Source organism: Saliphagus infecundisoli, assembly GCF_020177375.1.
Taxonomy (GTDB): Archaea; Halobacteriota; Halobacteria; order Halobacteriales; family Natrialbaceae; genus Saliphagus; species Saliphagus infecundisoli.
The window spans coordinates 40035-55593 of the sequence record NZ_JAIWHV010000004.1; the positions used below are offsets into that span (position 1 = coordinate 40035).

12 protein-coding genes are annotated in these 15559 nt (G+C 68.2%); 2 read left to right on the plus strand and 10 right to left on the minus strand.

The genetic code is table 11. From position 1 onward, the window contains the following. Positions 1 to 26: 26 nt before the first annotated feature. The 9 genes from LCF40_RS08425 to LCF40_RS08460 all read right to left on the minus strand — a co-directional run bounded on the left by LCF40_RS08425 (position 27) and on the right by LCF40_RS08460 (position 10507). Complete coding sequence (locus LCF40_RS08425) at positions 27 to 2693, minus strand: sugar-binding domain-containing protein (RefSeq protein WP_224828117.1); 2667 nt, start codon at positions 2691 to 2693, stop codon at positions 27 to 29. A 32-nt stretch (positions 2694 to 2725) separates the two neighbouring features. Then, positions 2726 to 4459 (minus strand): glycoside hydrolase family 127 protein, encoded by a 1734-nt coding sequence (locus tag LCF40_RS08430; RefSeq protein WP_224828118.1) that lies wholly within the window; start codon positions 4457 to 4459, stop codon positions 2726 to 2728. Positions 4460 to 4520: 61 nt separating this feature from the next. Beyond that, positions 4521 to 4646 carry a hypothetical protein gene (locus LCF40_RS23150; RefSeq protein ID WP_263623635.1) on the minus strand — a complete coding sequence of 42 codons (126 nt, stop codon included), beginning with the start codon at positions 4644 to 4646 and terminating at the stop codon, positions 4521 to 4523. 65 nt (positions 4647 to 4711) lie between these two features. Continuing rightward, positions 4712 to 5854 carry an ABC transporter ATP-binding protein gene (locus LCF40_RS08435; RefSeq protein WP_224828119.1) on the minus strand — a complete coding sequence of 381 codons (1143 nt, stop codon included), beginning with the start codon at positions 5852 to 5854 and terminating at the stop codon, positions 4712 to 4714. A gap of 88 nt (positions 5855 to 5942) precedes the next feature. Beyond that, positions 5943 to 6575 (minus strand): hypothetical protein, encoded by a 633-nt coding sequence (locus LCF40_RS08440; protein WP_224828120.1) that lies wholly within the window; start codon positions 6573 to 6575, stop codon positions 5943 to 5945. Continuing rightward, the gene (locus tag LCF40_RS08445) at positions 6572 to 7441 is read right to left on the minus strand and encodes a carbohydrate ABC transporter permease (protein ID WP_224828121.1); all 870 of its coding nucleotides are present in this window, start codon (positions 7439 to 7441) and stop codon (positions 6572 to 6574) included. The genes LCF40_RS08440 and LCF40_RS08445 overlap by 4 nt, the downstream gene beginning before the upstream one ends. After that, positions 7438 to 8343: a carbohydrate ABC transporter permease gene (locus LCF40_RS08450; RefSeq protein ID WP_114576617.1), complete on the minus strand. Its 906-nt coding sequence runs from the start codon at positions 8341 to 8343 to the stop codon at positions 7438 to 7440. Before LCF40_RS08450 ends, LCF40_RS08445 begins: the two co-directional genes overlap by 4 nt. Before the next feature lie 2 nt (positions 8344 to 8345). After that, positions 8346 to 9653 carry an extracellular solute-binding protein gene (locus LCF40_RS08455; protein WP_224828122.1) on the minus strand — a complete coding sequence of 436 codons (1308 nt, stop codon included), beginning with the start codon at positions 9651 to 9653 and terminating at the stop codon, positions 8346 to 8348. Between the two features lie 83 nt (positions 9654 to 9736). Beyond that, on the minus strand, positions 9737 to 10507 hold the full coding sequence (locus LCF40_RS08460) for an SDR family NAD(P)-dependent oxidoreductase (protein WP_224828123.1): 771 nt from the start codon (positions 10505 to 10507) through the stop codon (positions 9737 to 9739). Positions 10508 to 10610: 103 nt separating this feature from the next. Between LCF40_RS08460 and LCF40_RS08465 the strand changes: the two genes are divergently transcribed. Continuing rightward, a complete protein-coding gene (locus LCF40_RS08465) occupies positions 10611 to 11654 on the plus strand; it encodes a zinc-dependent alcohol dehydrogenase (RefSeq protein WP_224828124.1) in 1044 nt (347 codons plus the stop codon). A gap of 95 nt (positions 11655 to 11749) precedes the next feature. Here LCF40_RS08465 and LCF40_RS08470 read toward each other — a convergent pair whose 3' ends face one another. Next, positions 11750 to 13243 (minus strand): alpha-N-arabinofuranosidase, encoded by a 1494-nt coding sequence (locus tag LCF40_RS08470; RefSeq protein ID WP_224828125.1) that lies wholly within the window; start codon positions 13241 to 13243, stop codon positions 11750 to 11752. 170 nt (positions 13244 to 13413) lie between these two features. Here LCF40_RS08470 and LCF40_RS08475 point away from each other — a divergent pair, with 170 nt between their 5' ends. Further along, on the plus strand, positions 13414 to 15480 hold the full coding sequence (locus tag LCF40_RS08475) for an IclR family transcriptional regulator domain-containing protein (RefSeq protein WP_224828126.1): 2067 nt from the start codon (positions 13414 to 13416) through the stop codon (positions 15478 to 15480). Positions 15481 to 15559 lie beyond the last annotated feature (79 nt).

Below are 15559 nucleotides of genomic sequence, written 5' to 3' on the forward strand. Positions count from 1 at the left end.
TACGGGGTCCCCAAAGAAGGTCCCGATCAGTCAGCCCCGGCGAGGTGGGAAATCAGTCCGAGGGTAAGCGCCGTCACGACCGGGTGGGTGCCGACCTCGCCGCGGAACGTACAGGCGATGAGCCGGCCGTCGCCGACCGGCCGTTCGACCAGCGACCCGCCCCAGTCGGCCAGCCACCCCCGGACGTGGCCCGCGTGGACAACGTCCTCGTCGGGGTCCGGCTCCGAGACGACCGCGTAGGGGTACGCGTCCTCGAACTCCCAGCCCAGACGGGCCTCCGGAGAGAGCCCGTCGAGCAGCGGCGAGTCCTGGTAGAAAAAGGAGGCCGTGCTGGCCCGGCCATCCGTCCGGGCCAGCTCCCGGAACTCGAAGCAGTCGCTGTCGGCCATTCCACCGTCGTCCTGGGGGATTTGGATGGCGGCCCCGCCGCGTTCGACGAACTCCCTCACCTCGCCGGCGTCGCTCGTGAACGCGACGTCGGCCCCCTCGAGCCGGTGGGTGACCGAAACCCCTGCCCGCGAGAGCGCGGCCGCGAGCCCCCCCTCGGCGTAGACGACAGGCTCCCGGGGGACCGGAAGCGACGAGGGGACGACCGTGATCGGCTCCTCGCAGGCGAGGTCCCCGCCCGCTCCGTCCTCGACGACGACCGGCTCGGTCCGGGGCTCCTCGAGAGCGGGAACCGGGAGGGCGATCGGATCGCTCTCGGCGACCGAGTGGGCGGGTGCCGTCAGCCGACAGGTTCCTTCGGCTTCGCCGAACCGCCACTCGAACTCGCGGGCGACCTCGCTGTCCGTGTCGTTGACGAGCGCGAGCTCGAGTCGGCGGCTCCTCCCGCCCCAGGCGACGTGGGAGTCGACGGTCGCCACGAGGGCGACCTCGCGGTTGATCGCGGCGAGGCGGTCGGTGAACCCCTTTGGCTCCCGGCGGTAGTCGAGGAGCCCGTTTGCCTCCCACTCGACGTCGGTAAGCTGGGTCAGGACGTACCCCGAGACGTCCTCGCGCTGGCGGAACTCGCCGATGGCGTGTGAAAGCGAGTCGAGCGCACGGCGCTCCCAGGCCTTCCGCAGCGCGTCGAGCGAGCCGAAGACGCTTTCGAGGCCGGTCCGCTCGAAGCAGGCCTCGACGTCGCTGGGTCGTTTCCTCGCTTCGGCGGGGAACTCACCGGCGAACCAGGGCGGCTCCCGGCCGTAGTGCTCTGCGAGCGCCTCGACGTCGGGCAGGGCCCAGCACCCGAACTCCGAGATCACGACCGGGGCGTCGGGCTCGGCCCACCGGCGGGTCGCGTAGTTGTCCCCGCGGTGGTGGAGCAGATGTTCTAAGGCCCCGCTCCACTCGGTCGCCCGGTCGGGGCTCGCGACGTAGCGATGGTAGTCGTTGAGGTCGGTGTCGACGTGGGCCCATCCGGAGTTATCGCAGACCAGCCGCGTCGGGTCACGCTCCCGGACGGCCTCGACGGTCGAGGCGAGGGCCGCCTGCTTTGCCTCGTCGGTCCAGAGAGGCTCCTCGGCGGGGTCGTGGCCGATCCCTCGCTCCTCGTCGTAGACTCCCCAGAGCACGACGCTGGGGCGGTTGTAGTCCCGGCCGATCAGCCCGAACAGCTCTTCTTCCGTGGCCTCCCGCGACCGGTCGGTGTACCGCGTCGGGCCCGCGGGTTCGGCCCAGACGAGCAGCCCCTGACGGTCTGCGGCCTCCAGAAAATCGGGACGGCCCGGCTTTCCCTGTGTCCGGACGAGATTGAAGCCGAGGTCCCGGATCCGCTCGACCTCGCGCTCTGCACTCCACCCCGCCGGCGGCCGGTAGAGCGTCTCCGGGTAGTAGCCCCGGTCGACGACCCCTCGAAGCCGGATCGGCTCGCCGTTGAGGAGGAGTACGCCCGCACCGTCGCGCTCGAGCGCCCGCATCCCGAACGTGTCGGCGTAGCGGTCGACGACCGCTCTCCCGGCCCGCAGCGTGACCTCGAGGTCGTAGAGCGCGGGCGCGTCGGGCGACCAGTAGTCGGGGTCGTCGAACTCGAGCGTCACGCTCCCCTCCGCGCCGGCGCTCGCCAGGGCCGCGACCGATCCCCCCCGGGTCGCCCGGACGATCGCCCGAAGGTCCTCCCCGTCGCGTCCTCCGGGATCGATGTCGAGGGAGACGGTCGCCGTGTCGCTCTCGAGGTCGGGCGTGACCCGGGCGTCGACGACGTGGCTCTCGGGACGGAGCGAGAGCGAGACCGACTGCCAGATCCCGCTGACGCGGGTGTACCACGGCTCGCCCTGGTTCCCGTGGGGGATCTCGCGTAGGTCCTCGGGGTCGTGGACGGCGACGGTGACGGTGTTCTCGCCGGCTCCAAGCACCTCGGTCACCTCGAACTCGAAGGGGAGGTAGCCGCCGCGGTGGTCGCCGACCCGCTCGCCGTCGACCCAGACCGTCGCCCAGTAGTCGACCGCGCCGAACTCGAGGAACGCCCGACGGGAGTCGAGGGCGCCCTCCTCGAGGTCGAACGAACGGTGGTACCACGCGGTCCCCGCGTACCCCCGCAGGTCGTCTGTCTCCTGCCAGACGTGGGGAACGTCCACGGGATTGGCCTCGGTCACCCAGATCGCGGGCTCGGTTCCCCATCCCGCGGACATCCCGACTGCGTCGGGGTCGACGTCGAACAGCCACTCCCCGTCGAGCGATCGCGACCGTCGGGGATCACCGTCCTCTCGCATACGACATCCTCCGGCCCGGGACGGTTAAGTGTTCACTCCCCGGTGCGCGGACTCGTCGTCCGGAGCCAGACGGCCATCTCGCCGGGTTCGCGCTCGTCCCACGCGTAGTAGGGGACCGCGGTGATCGGCTTCCGGACCCGCTCGGTCGGCGCCTCGCGGTAGAGTTCGCCCTCCCATCCCCCCATCTCCGGCACGCTCGCGTCGGCCTCGACGGCCACGACGCCGCCGAGGAGGTCGGGCCGGTAGTCGGGGTCGAACGTCGTCTCTCCGTCGAGGACGTACTGCGAGAGCGGCCGGTCGTGGTCCGCGCCCTCGAGACAGTAGACCAGCGGCCCGCGGGCGAGCGCGACCCGGCCGGCGTCCGCTTCGACCGCGGGGTGGGCCTCAAGCCGGCGAACGGGCTGATCGAAGACGATTTCGACGGTCTCTCCGGACCACTCCCGGTCGATCTCGGCGTAGCCCGTCCCCTCGACTCCCACGGGCTCGCCGTCGACCGCGACCTCGACCTCCCGACACCAGCCGGGGACCCGGACGGCGAGGGTGAAGGCGGTCGGTTCGGCCGTCTCCACCGCCAGGGTCACCTCGTCCTCCCAGGGGTAGTTCGTTCGCTGAGTCACGGTCACGTCGCGTCCCCCGATGTCGGTCTCGAGTTCGCTGCCGACGAACTGGTTGACGTACACCGTCCGGTCGGCGGTCGCGTAGAGGTAGTCCTCGAGGGAGCCAAACAGCCGCGCGAGGTTCGGCGGACAGCAGGCACACTCGAACCACCCCTCGCGGTGGTGGTCACCCGCGCTCTCGAGGCGGTTGTCGTAGAAGAACTCGGTGCCGTCGAGCGAGATCCCCGCGAGGACGGCGTTGTACAGCGTCCGCTCGATCAGATCCTGATACTTCGCCTCGCCCGTCAGTTCGAACAGTCGGTGGTTCCAGAAGACGCTCCCGATCGCCGCACAGGTCTCGGCGTAGGCCGTGTCGTTCGGCAGGTCGTAGTCGTCGGTAAAGCGCTCACCCTCCCGGCTGGAGCCGATCCCGCCCGTGACGTAGGTGCGTTTGTGGGCCATGTTCTCCCAGAGTGCCTCGAGATGGGCGAGATACTCCTCGTTCCCGGTTTCTGCGACCACGTCGGCGACCTCCGTGAGGAAGTACGTCGCGCGGACCGCGTGGCCCTCGACGGCCACCTGGTCTAGGAACGGGGCGTGGGCCTGGGCGTAGCTGCCGTCGTAGGCGCCGTCCTCGTAGAACACGTCCCGCGCGTCGGTCGCGATCCCCGCCTCGTAGCCCGCGATCTCCTCGATGGTCTCGAACTCCTCCTCGAACCGCCCGCGGCCTCGTTGCTCGACGAAGTACTCAGAGAGGTCGACGTACCGCTGCTCGCCCGTGACCCGGGCAAGGGAGACGAGCGCGAGTTCGATTCCCTCGTGGCCAGGCGGCCCCTCGACCTCGTCGCCGAACGTCGAATCGACGTGGTCGGCGAGCCGTATCGCGACCGCCAGGAACTCCCGGGAGCCCGTCGCGCGGTGGTGGGCGACCGCAGCCTCGATCAGGTGGCCCGCACAGTAGAGCTCGTGCATCGTGTTGAGGTTGGTCCACCGCTTGTCAGGGACTTCCAGGGCGAAGTAGGTGTTCAGGTAGCCGTCGTCGTCCTGGGCGTCGGCGACCAGCCCGACACAGTCCTCGACCCGTCGCGCTAGGTCGGGGTCGTCCTCGCTCGCCAGGACGTAGCTCGCGGCTTCGATCCACTTGTAGAGGTCCGAGTCGGCGAACCACATCCCTCGAACCCGCCCGCTTCGCCGGCGGCCGCCCGCCGGAAGTTCTCGAGACAACCCGTCTCTACGAGCTGGTCGTACTGGTACTGATGGTCCGCTCGCGATTGGTCTCGAGACGGGGGGTCCAGAACGGATCGTCGATCGTCACGGCCGGGAGCGCCGGCACCGTCGGTCCGGAAGCGTCTGCCATCGTCGGAGAAACCGTCCGCGGGCCTAAAGCTCTTCGCGACGAACGCCCGGTTCAGGTGGGGCGGATCAGGTGGCTTCCTCGGTCCGTGGGGCAGCCTCGCGTTCGCGTTCGCGCTCGACCAGCAGGTTCTCGCCGGTCCGGCGGTCGAAGAGGTGGATGTCGTCGGGGGCGAACGTGATCTCGACCCGGTCGCCGACCGACGGCTTGATCGCGCCGCTCACCCTGACACAACACTCCTGACCCTCGATGTCGAGGTAGACGAAGTTGTCGCTGCCCGCGACCTCGACGACGTCGACGGTCGCGGCGATCGCGTTCTCGCCGCCCCCGAGGGTGATGTCCTCGGGACGGATCCCGAGTTCGAGGTCGTCGGCCCCGCGAGCCGTCTCCGCGATCGAGGCCGGGAGCCCGTAAGTGAAGCCGTCGCCGACGAGCCGGGAGCCCTCGAGACTGACGTCGAAGAAGTTCATCGAGGGGCTCCCGATGAAGTCGGCGACGAACCGGTTTGCCGGGTTGTCGTAGATCTCCTCGGGGGTCGCGAACTGCTGGAGTTCGCCCGCGTTCAGCACGACGATCCGGTCGCTCATCGTCAGCGCCTCGTGTTGGTCGTGGGTGACGTAGATCGTCGTCGTCCCCAACTCCTCCTGGAGCCGTTGGAGCTCCGTGCGCATGTGGACCTTGAGCTTCGCGTCGAGGTTCGAGAGGGGTTCGTCCATCAGGAAGATCTTCGGGTCCCGGACGATCGCCCGCCCGGTCGCGACGCGCTGTTGTTGGCCCCCCGAGAGCTCGCTCGGCTTGCTGTCTAACTGGTCGCCGATCCCCATCATCTCAGCGGTCTCCTCGACGCTCCGGTCGATCTCGTCGTCGGACATGTCGGTCGTCAGCTTCAGGCCGTAGGACATGTTCTTCCGGACGCTCATGTGGGGGTAGAGCGCGTAGTTCTGGAACACCATCGCGATCCCCCGGTCCTGGGGTTCGACCCCCTTGATGCTCCGATCGCCGATCCGGATGTCGCCGCCGGTGATCGACTCGAGGCCGGCGACCATCCGCAACAGCGTCGACTTCCCCGATCCCGAGGGGCCGACGATGGTGATTAACTCGCCGTCCTCGATGTAGGCGTCGAAGCCGTCGATCGCGACGAAGTCGTCGCTGTAGACCTTCCGGACGTTCTCGAACGTTACGGACGCCGTCTCGTTGGTACTGTTGCTCATTGTCGTGTCTCCGTCTGATTCCGCCTGCACTGGCGCTGGTTCGCCCGCGTTCGGGGAGTCCATGCGTGGCCGCTCGTCCGATCGCCGGTCACTGTCGGACACCTCCCTCGAGGGAGTCGGTCCCGGAGACCGTCGCGACGAACTCGACGTGGAGCGCGCCGGCAACGCCCGCGAACAGCAGGGCCACGGCGACCATCAGGACCGACGTGAACGCGAACAGCGCGACGGTTACGGTGCCGAGTGCGGCCGCGCCGACCGCGTGCCGGGCCGTCCAGAGGTAGCCCTCCCGGACGGCGACGGTCGGCGACTTTCCTTCGGCCAGTCCGAGCAGCGTCGGGATCGAGACGAGCCAGGCGTAGAGCCCGACGTAGCCACAGCCGAGCGCGAGCAGGCCCGCCGCGACCGTCCCGCTCGCGAGGTAGGCGAGCGCGTAGTTCGCCGCGAGCGCGACCAACACGACCGGGACGAGTCCCAGCAGCGTCGCGTGGACGAACTGGCTCCGGACGGTCGCGAGGACCGTCGACCGGTCGACGCGGCCGTTCTCGCGAAGCGATAGGACGGCGCGGTAGGCGCCGACCGTCGCCGGGCCGATCGTGACGACCGGGAGGACCGCGAGGAACCAGCCGACGCTGATCGCGACCACCGCGGGGAGGTTCTCCCAGGTCAGGCGGGTCGTCCGCCGGAGGGAGGCGTACATCGGGTCGAGTTCCGCCCCCGTCATTTGGTCGTCCCCTGCATTTCGACCGCCTGGACGAGCTGTTTTTGCATCACCAGAAAGACCAGGAGCAACGGTACCGACGCGATGACCGCCGAGGTCATGATGACGCCGGGCTCGGTGACCCCGAGGTTGTCCTGGAGGGTCACCAGCCCGATCGGGAGCGTGTACATCGTCTCGCGCTGGAAGATCAGCAGCGGCCAGACGAAGGAGTTCCACGTCCAGATGAAGATGAACAGCCCGAGTGCCGCAAGCGGCGAACGCATCAGCGGCAGGACGATGTGGCTGAACACCCGCAGACGCGAGAACCCGTCGAGGCGTGCTGCCTCCTCGAGTTCCTCGGGGATGTCCTTGAAGAACTGGACGAGCATGAAGACCCCCAGCGGGTTGGCGGCGCTGGGAAGCACCACGCCCCACACCGAGTTGACCAGCCCGAGTTCGCTCGCGATGATGTAGACCGGGACGAGGTTGATGATCCCCGGCACCATGAAGCTGGCCACGATGACCCCGAAGATGACCCGGCGGCCGGGCCACTCGAGGCGGGTCAGCGAGTAGGCGATCATCGCGTCGACGACGATGACGAACAGCGTCGTGATCCCCGCCAGGATGAGCGTGTTGACCGTCCACATCCCGATCAGGGAGTTGTCGATCAGGTACTGGTACCAGTAGGTCGTCACCTCCCAGGGGATCAGGTAGGGCGTTTCCGAGTAGACCAGCTCGCGAGTCATAAAGGACGTCGCGAACATGTACCAGTAGGGGATCAAGAACAGCGCGGCCGTTCCGTATAGACCGACGTACAGCGCGATCGTCCGCAGCCGGGTGTTCGTAAGCGAGACGCCGTCGAGCAGGCCGCCGCGTGTATCGGTACTCATCGTCTATCACCCGCGAGGAAGTAGTAGTTGGTCGCCGAGATGGCGATCAGGATCATGAAGAGGACGTAGCCGACGGCGGCGGCGTAGCCGAACTGCCGGCTGGTAAAGGCCGTCTCGTACAGGTAGAGGACGACCGTCGTCGTCGAGCTGGAGGGGCCCCCGTCGGTCATGATGTAGGGCTGGCCGAACACCTGAAAGGAGCCGACGAACGTCACGATCACGACGAACACTAACGGATTTCGCATCTGCGGGATCGTGATGTCGCGCATCATCCGCCAGGTGCTCGCGCCGTCGAGTTTCGCCGCCTCGTACAGCCGGTCGGAGACGTTCTGGCGTGCGGCCAGCAGGATGATGAAGTTGAAGGCGAGTTGCCACCAGACCGTCGCGATGGCGATCGCGGGCATCGCGAGATCGTAGGAGGTCAGCCAGTTGCCGCCGCCGATGTAGTAGGCGACGAGCCCCGAGGCGTTGAAGATCTCCGTCCAGAGCAGGCCGACGACGGCGACCGTCAGCACGTACGGGCTGAAGAAGATCGTCCGCAACAGCCACTTGCCCCGCACGTCGCGGTTGACCCCGAGGGCCAGAAGCAGGGAGCCGACAATGATCGGCGGCACCGTGAGCACGACGAAGTAGACGGTGTTTCGCAGCGCCGTCCAGAAGTCGGGGTCCCCGACCAGCGTCCGGTAGTTCTCGAGGCCGACGAACTGCGACTGGGCCGGGGCGAGGGCGTTCCAGTCGTGGACGCTCATGTAGAGTGCAATCGCGAGCGGACCGAACAGGAACAGGAGCGCGGTCACCAGATACGGGATCGCGAACGTCGTTCCCGCGATCCACTCCCGGGTCGCAGACCGGGTGAGGTCGATGCGTCCCGACTCCTCGTTCGATTGGGTTGATCCTGCCATAGTTACTGATCGAACGTCCTCCTGACGCCCGTCGTGGCCGTCTCGATGGCCTCCTCGGGCGTGATGTTGCCCGTTCGCATGTCGTCTAAGGGCTGGTAGATCGCCTCCATGTACTCCTGGACGTTCGGCGTCGCGGGCGGACGGATGTACTGTCCGGAGTCGACCATCCCGTAGAACGTCTCGAGGGTCTTATCCCAGGTGTCCGAGTCGCGGAGTTGGTCGCTCTCGATGGCCGCCTGGCTCGCCGGGAGGTGGCCGGCGTCGTACCCCCACCTGGCGTTGAACTCCTGGGTGAGCAGCCGGATGAACTCGATCGCGTCCTCGAGTCCTTCCTGGCCGCGTTCCTCGCTCTCGGGGATGATCAGCATGTGGCTGTCCCCGACCGTCACGGGGTCGTCGGCGCCGGGCATGACGAACGGCTCGGCCATGCCGAACTCGAACCCGGCCTCGCGGACGACGCTGATGTGCCACGTGCCCTCGATCTTCATCCCGACCTCGCCCCGGTTCCAGGCGTTCCAGCCGGTGTCGGGATCGGTGGGTGCCCACTCGTGTTCGTGGACCCAGTCGTACATCTCCTGGACGACGGCCCTCCCGCTTTCGGTGTCGATGGCGGGCTCGTACTCCTCGGTGATGAGCTGGCCGCCGAGCCCGTGTACCATCATCCGCATCGTCTCGGCGCCGTTTACTCCCCCCGGGTAGTCAAAGGCCCAGTAGTCGGTGTTCTCGGCGATGGTGCGTGCGGCCTCGGCGAAGCGTTCGGGCGTGTTCGGCGGCTCCTCCGGATCGAGCCCGACCTCCTCGAAGATCTCCTTGTTGTAGTAGAGTCCGAACGGGTGCGTATCGAGGGGGACGGCGAGCTGTTCGCCGTCGACGACCCCGCCCTGGGCGAGCTCCTCGAGGTAGGGGTCGGTCCCGATTTCGTCGGTCACGGGGACGAGACTGTCCTGATACACCATCATCATTCGGGAGTGCATCACCGCGACGTCGGGGGGATTGCCGCCGACCATCGAGGTGTAGAGCCGGCTGTAGTGTTCGTCCCACGGGACCCGCTGGCGGTTGACCTGGAGGTCGTACTCGCCGCTTTCGTTTATCCCGTCCACCATCGACTCCATGGTTGCGCCGTCGCCGCCGCCGAACAGCGTCCAGTACTCGATTCCCTCCTGGGCGCTGCCGACGTACCCCGTACAGCCGGCGAGGCCGGCGAGGCCGGCGGCGCCGCCGGCCTGAAGGAGTCCGCGGCGGCTCACCCGGCAGCGATCGGTCGTGTCTGGGGGAAGCCCGATCCGCTCCCCGATCTCGTCCGGTGGCATACGAGCACACCAATTAAACATGAACGTATATACGTTGCGATGGAACACGTCCCACGCGAACACGTCACAGGATTCGCGCCGGCTCAGAGCGCGCTGTCGGCGAACCCGCCATCGACGGTCAGCACCTCTCCCGTGACGAACGAGGCGGCGTCGCTGGCGAGGTACATCGCCGCCCCGACCAGCTCCTCGCGGTCGCCGACCCGGCCCAGCGGCGTCCGCTCGTCGATCGTCCGCCGTTTCTCGGTTCCCTCGGCGTACGTGTCCTCGTTCTGGGGCGTGATGAAGAAGCCGGGCGCGATCGCGTTCACCCGGATCTCGGGCGCGAGTTCCTTCGCCGACGCGCGGGTCAGCGCCTCGACGCCGCCTTTCGCCGCGGTGTAGGCCGGGAGGTCGGCCATCGCGAGCCGCGCGGTCAGCGACGAGATGTTGATGATGGCCCCTTCCTCCATCGCGGGCGCGAACGTCTGGGTCACCCGCCGGACGCCGTCGAGGGCGACGCTCGTGACGAACTCCCAGTCGTCGTCCTCGATATCCAGAAGCGATTTCCGGCTGATCGCCCCCTGGGAGGCGACGACGGCGTCGACCCCGCCGAGTTCGTCCTCGACGACCTCCCGGAGAGCCTCTAGGGAGTCGCCGTCGGTGACGTCACAGGTCACGCGTGCGGTGTCGGCGCCGTGGTCCTCGATGAGGTCGGCGGTCTCCTCGACTGCGTCCGCGCCCCGGCTTGAGGCGATCACGTCGGCGCCATCCGCAGCGAAGCCGACCGACATCGCCCGTCCGAGCCCGCTCGTGCCGCCGACGACCACGATTCGCTTTCCCGCGACCGACACCGGCGTGTGAGTATAGTCCTCCATACGCGGGCATTCATCGGGGTCGAAAAGAACGTTCGGGTCCTCCGCGGGTCACGACGATGGGGGATCCACCGAAGCTATAACCCTCGCGTACGGACCGGAGCACATGCGCGGACTCGCCAAGACCGACCGCACCGAGGGCGCGATGGAACTGATCGACGTCGACCGTCCCGAGCCCGGACCGGGCGAGGCGCTCGTCGAGGTCGCCTACGCCGGCCTCTGTGGCAGCGACGCCGGCATCTACGAGTTCGAATCGGCCTTCGAACGGATGGAACTGCCGACGATCATCGGCCACGAGTACGCGGGAACGATCGTCGAAACCGGCACCGACGTGGCCGAGTACGAGGTCGGCGACCGCGTCGTCGAACGCCCGATCCGGGGCTGTGGGGAGTGTTACCAGTGTCGGATCGGCGAGGAGAACGTCTGTCGGAACTCGACCATCACCGGCGTCGATCACCACGGCGCGTACACCCAGTTCGTCGCCGTTCCCGAAGGCGCGCTCCATCCGATCCCCGACGGCCTCGCGCTCGCGGACGCCGCCATCGTCGAGCCCACGAGTATCGGTGCCCGTGCGGTCATCCAGAACTCCCGGACGAGTCCCGGCGACCGCGTGCTCGTCGCCGGCCCCGGACCGATCGGCCAGCTCACCGCCCAGATCGCCCGCGCACAGGGCGGCGACGTCGCCGTCGCCGGCGTCGGCCAGGACGCCGACTATCGGCTTCCCCTCGCAGAGGAGTTGGGCTTCGACACGATCAACGTCGAGGAGGCAGACCTCGACGCGATTCGCGAGGAGCGCACCGACGGCGTCGGCTACGACGTCGTCTTCGACACGACGGGTCATCCCTCGGGGCTGACGATGGCCGTCGACGAGGTCCGCAAGGGTGGCCAGATCGTCCTCGTCGGCCAGACCGGCGAGACTACCATGCCCTACTCACCGCTCGTGCGGGGAGAGATCGACCTCCAATGTTCGTACGCCTCGATGTACGAGGACTTCGAGCGCTCGCTTCGCATGATCGATTCGGGCACCGTCGACACCGACAGCTTCGTCGACGACCGCTTCTCGCTTCTGGAGGCCGACGACGCCTTCGAGGCGTTCGTCGCCGGCCAAACGTGCAAACCTCGCTTCGACGTCTCCGAACTTCACGCCTGATCGGTCCGTCCGTTCTCCGGTTCTTCTCACACGGAAACGCCGCCTCCGACACAGCGATCGCTGGCGGGCGTGAACACGAAACGGAAACGATGGGATTACGACAGCGAGAGCGTCGCGACCGACGCTGCCGGCAGCTCGACCGTTACGGTACCTCCGTTGAGGTCGGCGTCGAGATCCGCGGGTTCGAACTCGGCGGCGTTGTCCTTGCTGACCTCCGCCTTGGGGTCCTGGTCGCCGAAGAGGAGTTGGCCGTCGACGGCTTCGGGATCGGTTCCCTCGAGAGAGACCGTCACCGTGTGGTCCTCCCGGCAGTCGCGGTTGGTGAGGGTGACGAACGTGTCGTCGTCGCCGGTCGAGGCCGACCCGCCGACCAGCGGGAGTTCCTCGTCGTCCTCGAGTTCGCGCGAGGGGGTGTCGACGGTCGTACGGACACCCTCGTTGCCCTTGTGGGGGGCGTAGGCGTCGAAGACGTGGTAGGTCGGGCGGGCCCACGCCTCCTCGGCGTCGGTCTCGACGAGACACTGGAGGACGTTGATCGTCTGGGCAATGTTCGTCATTGTCACGACGTCGCTGTGATCGTTGAACACGTCGAGGACCACCGCCGCCGACAGGGCGTCGAGTGCGGTGCCGGGCTGTTCGAGGCCGTTCTCGGAGATGGCTTCCGTGTGCCAGGCGCCCCACTCGTCGATGATCACGCCGATGTCCCGCGTCGTCGCGACCGCGTTGATCGCGCCCGCGATCCGGGTGATGTGGTCGTCCATCTCGAGGGCGCCCGCGAGGAACGAGTCGAAATCGTCCTCGTCGGCTTCGGCGACGCTCATCGTCCGCCCGTAGTAGTGATGGAAGGTGAGGTGATCGAGCGGGAAGTCCGCACCCCACGCGGACTTCGAGACCTCCTCCAAGAACCGACGGTTCCACTCGTGGTCCTCGAACCCACACGCGATGAGCTCGAGGTCGTGATCCAACATGAGCCCCGACTGGGTGCCGACGTAGGTCGCAAAGCGGCGGTACTCGCGGGCGTACTGCTCGGGACTCATCCGGCCGCCACAGCCCCAGTTCTCGTTGCCCAGGCCCCAGTACTTCACCTCGTAGGGGTCGTCGTGGCCGTTCTCGCGCCGGCGGTCGGCGAGTTCGGTGTCGCCGTCGTAGTTGCAGTACTCGACCCAGTTCGCCGCTTCCTGGGGATCGCCCGAGCCGACGTTCGCCGCCAGATAGGGTTCGGTGCCGACGTCCTCGCAGAACTGGAGGAACTCGTCGGTGCCGAAGGCGTTCGATTCTTCGGGAAGCTCCTCGGGACCCTGCGCCCAGAAGAGGTTGCGCCGGCGCGGGCGCTCGTCTTTGGGTCCGACGCCGTCCTCCCAGTGGTAGTCGTCGGCGAAACAGCCCCCGGGCCACCGGAGGACGGGGATCTCGAGGTCGGCGAGCAGTTCCTTGACGTCCTCGCGGACGCCCTCGCCGTCGGCCTCGTCGGCCTCCCAGATCCCCTCGTAGATACACCGCCCGAGGTGCTCCGAGAAGTGGCCGTGGGTCTCGGGGTCGATCCGTCCGATCGTCGCGTCGGTATGCACCGTGAACTCTGCGTCCGACATGTGGACTACCGTTTCCCCACACCGATCATAAATGGTCGGGTTCCGGCGGGCGAGCCGCAAGGATAAGGCCGTCGGCCTCGAACCGAGGCCATGGCCCACGCACGCACGAACCGGGACGCCCGACGGCGGTCCCCGAGGTACTCGACCGATCGGCCCCGGACGGGAGGGCGATGAGCGAGGGGACGGACGCTGGCGACCGTCCCGACCGCGAGGGCGAGGTGTTGTACGGCCCGCCGGAGTGGGCGCCGGTCCCCGGCGCGATGTACCCGACGGTCGTCCGGCTCGGCCTCGACCCGGAGACGCTCCTTGCCACCTTCGAGTGCTACGAGACGACCGGGAGCGACGGGACCGAGGAGCCGTTCTTCCCGATCTACCGGAGCACCGACGGCGGCCGGACCTGGAACGAGTTCGCAGAGCTCCGCGACACCCAGCACGGTTGGGGGCTTCGATACCAGCCGGTGCTGTTCGAAGTTCCCGAGCGCCTGGAGGCCTGGGAGACCGGAACCGTCCTCGCGGCGGGCAACGCGATTCCGGCCGACCGCTCGGAGACGAGTATCGATCTCTACGCGAGCGAGGACGGCGGCCGGAGCTGGACCTACGTCAGTACGGTCGCTGCCGGCGGGCGGGCCGTGCCGGGTCGCGGGGAGTCGCCGGTCTGGGACCCCGAACTGGGGGTCGACGCCGACGGAAACCTCGTCTGTTACTTCTCGGACGAGCGCCACTCGGGGAAGGGCTACGACCAGCTCGTCGGCCATCGCGTCAGCGAGGACGGCGGCCGGAGCTGGGGCCCTCAGTCCATCGACGCGGCGATCGACGACGGCGAGTCCCGGCCCGGACGGCCGGTCGTCGAACGGCTGCCGACCGGAGGGTACGTCCTCGCGTTCCACGTCGACGGCCCGACCCACGGCGGCGGCGTCTTCCTGAAGACCTCGCCTAACGGACGCGATTGGGGCGAACCCGACGACCTCGGTGCCCCGGTCAGAACCGACGACGGGCTCCAGCTCAACGAGGGGCCGTACGTGACGTGGGTGCCCGACGGCGCCGGCGGCCGGCTGGTCGCCGCGGGAAAGACCCTCCGGAACCGCCACCGGAACGCCGTCGAAGGGAGCGGGGGGGTCCTGCTCGCGACCGACGACCTCTCGGGCGAGGGGCCCTGGACACCCGTTCGGGCCCCGCTCTCGTTCGCCGACGAACTCGAGACCGGCCATCGGTCGGTCGCCTGGACGACGCCACTCGTTCCCGTCGGCGACCATCTCTTCCAGTGTACCTCGACGTACGCAGCCCACGGCAAGACCGAGATCAGGTACGCCCGGACACCCCTAGAGACGCTCTTCGAACCCGCCGACATCGCCGGCGAGGAGCGATCGTCCGGCGCGAGCGGCCCCGCCAGTCGGCCCGACCGCGAGGGGAGGGGGTTCCCGGAGCCACCCTCCGACGAGGACGCGGAACCACACCACGTCAAGTCGATCGTGAAGACCTTCGAACTGCTCGAGGCCGTCGAACGGGAGGGGCCGATCGGCGTCACCGAACTCGCCGGCCGGACGGGGATCGGAAAGAGCTCGGTCTACAAGTACCTCGACACGCTCCGCCACCTCGGGTTCGTGACGAACGAGGACGGGCAGTACGCGACGTCGCTTCGATTCTTTCGGTTCGGACAGCGGGTCCTCTCGCGGTACGAGATCAACGAGATCGCCCGCCCGCGCATCGAGACCCTCGCCGAACGGATCGGCGAGACGGTGTCGCTGCTCGTCTGCGAGGCGGGTGACGCCGTCTACCTCCAGACGACGGGCGAGGGCGGCCCCGGCGGGATCGAGCCGGGCCACCGGCTCCCGGTCCACCTCTCGACCGGCGGCAAGGCCATCCTCTCGTACCTGCCCGACGACCGCGTCGAGGGGATCCTCGAGGCGGCCGGCGCCGAGGTCGATCGCCGGAGCCTCCGGACCGAACTGGAGCGAGCCCGGGACAACCGGGTCGTCGTCGACCGGAAGACGACGAACCGCCTGGAGTACAGCGCGGGGATGCTCGAGGGAACGCGCCACGGCACGGGCCAACAGCGTGTCGACGAACGCCTCCGCCGGGTCGCCGTCCCGATCCGGGACGGCGAGGACCGCGCGATCGCCGCGATCGAGGTCGCCGGCCCCGAGTTCGGCGTCGACTCGCGGCGCCTCGAGGAGGACGTCGTTCCGCTGCTGGTCTCGACCGGCAAGTCGATCGAGATCGACCTCCTGAATCGGTGATCTATCGGCTCGTATCTCATTGAGAAACACCCCGATACCGACGGCTTTCCCGGATCCGTCGGCGTCTCTCCGACGTGAC

What these genes read in the sequence shown, in the direction of transcription:
- LCF40_RS08425 (WP_224828117.1), bottom strand. Translation starts at nt 2,693, where the DNA reads ATGCGAGAGGACGGTGATCCCCGACGGTCGCGATCGCTCGACGGGGAG.
- LCF40_RS08430 (WP_224828118.1), bottom strand. Translation starts at nt 4,459, where the DNA reads ATGTGGTTCGCCGACTCGGACCTCTACAAGTGGATCGAAGCCGCGAGC.
- LCF40_RS23150 (WP_263623635.1), bottom strand. Translation starts at nt 4,646, where the DNA reads ATGGCAGACGCTTCCGGACCGACGGTGCCGGCGCTCCCGGCCGTGACG.
- LCF40_RS08435 (WP_224828119.1), bottom strand. Translation starts at nt 5,854, where the DNA reads ATGAGCAACAGTACCAACGAGACGGCGTCCGTAACGTTCGAGAACGTC.
- LCF40_RS08440 (WP_224828120.1), bottom strand. Translation starts at nt 6,575, where the DNA reads ATGACGGGGGCGGAACTCGACCCGATGTACGCCTCCCTCCGGCGGACG.
- LCF40_RS08445 (WP_224828121.1), bottom strand. Translation starts at nt 7,441, where the DNA reads ATGAGTACCGATACACGCGGCGGCCTGCTCGACGGCGTCTCGCTTACG.
- LCF40_RS08450 (WP_114576617.1), bottom strand. Translation starts at nt 8,343, where the DNA reads ATGGCAGGATCAACCCAATCGAACGAGGAGTCGGGACGCATCGACCTC.
- LCF40_RS08455 (WP_224828122.1), bottom strand. Translation starts at nt 9,653, where the DNA reads ATGCCACCGGACGAGATCGGGGAGCGGATCGGGCTTCCCCCAGACACG.
- LCF40_RS08460 (WP_224828123.1), bottom strand. Translation starts at nt 10,507, where the DNA reads ATGGAGGACTATACTCACACGCCGGTGTCGGTCGCGGGAAAGCGAATC.
- LCF40_RS08465 (WP_224828124.1), top strand. Translation starts at nt 10,611, where the DNA reads ATGCGCGGACTCGCCAAGACCGACCGCACCGAGGGCGCGATGGAACTG.
- LCF40_RS08470 (WP_224828125.1), bottom strand. Translation starts at nt 13,243, where the DNA reads ATGTCGGACGCAGAGTTCACGGTGCATACCGACGCGACGATCGGACGG.
- LCF40_RS08475 (WP_224828126.1), top strand. Translation starts at nt 13,414, where the DNA reads ATGAGCGAGGGGACGGACGCTGGCGACCGTCCCGACCGCGAGGGCGAG.